The following is a 1054-nucleotide window of genomic DNA, read 5'->3' on the forward strand; positions in this document are numbered from 1 at the left end:
TAGTGATTTCAGCAGCATTTATCAAACGCTCACCGGCTACTTTATCAACCTTATTAGTCTGCAAAAGTTTTCCCATTTCAGCTGTTAACGCTTTCGTGGTTCCTCCGGTGGTCAGGTCGTTCACCAAGATAGTATTTAGCGATGTTTGAACCGTTTCAATAGCATCGACCAACTCCTGAATTGTATCTAAGTTTATATTGTCAGACGTTATAATAAGGTTAATTGCATCGATTCGACTTTGTAATATTTTGCCCTGTTCTGCTGATAGTAATGATGTTGTGCCACCGGTTATTACATCATTAACAATGTTCAGGTATTGCCCGGCAATTTTGACAAACTCATTTAATGGTGCATAACCATTGGCAGCGCCTTTTTGGTTTTTATCTTCTTTTCCAATTAACAGATTAGCATGTGCCGTCTCATCTGTTTTATGTGCATCAAATTGGCTTTTTTCTGCTTTACCGTTAAGAGTCGCAGTAAGGTTAGAAACCGCACTTTGTGGTATAGATTCACCTTTACTATAAAAGAAACCGAACGTAGCCCAAAATTGCGCTTGTGTTGGTTTTTTGCCTGTCATGAACCAATTGTAAATATCTGCTAATGTCATAATGTTATCCTATAAATTCAATATATGCTGCTACTCTGTATGGGTTCAAAAGCGAAAATTGTTGACCGCCGCCAGTCTTTTGCATTCCAAACTTTCCGCCCGGCTCATTAGATGTACCCGTTGTTACAACTTGGGTTCCTGTTCCATTACTATCACTATTACCACCGCTAAAAGTGTGATCATGTTCAGGCATTTCATTAATTGAAAGAGCTTTGTTTTTATTTCCTCCGGCCTTTCCAATTAAATTGAATTCTGTTTGGTCCGGGTCGTAACCAAAGATTGTTCTACCTTTCAGATTAGTAACTTCTTGAAATCCTGCCGGAATTTGATTAAGTGGTTTAAACCATGCAAACACAACACCGCCTTGCTGAAATATTGCCAGTTTCTTTTCAATCAACCCAATCCTGGCATTTAAAGTTTTTATTTCTAATGGCCTGATAAAATCAC

The 1054-nt window shown here is 38.3% G+C and carries 1 protein-coding gene and 1 pseudogene; both read right to left on the minus strand.

What is annotated here, in order from left to right:
- Window positions 1-607, minus strand: a pseudogene (locus J3495_RS18980) (hypothetical protein); the annotation flags it as partial.
- 4 nt (window positions 608-611) lie between these two features.
- The coding region (locus J3495_RS18985) for a phage baseplate protein (RefSeq protein ID WP_394369573.1) at window positions 612-1054 on the minus strand (443 nt) is incomplete at its 5' end.

This window comes from Flavobacterium geliluteum, assembly GCF_017948595.1.
Lineage (GTDB): Bacteria > Bacteroidota > Bacteroidia > Flavobacteriales > Flavobacteriaceae > Flavobacterium > Flavobacterium flavipigmentatum.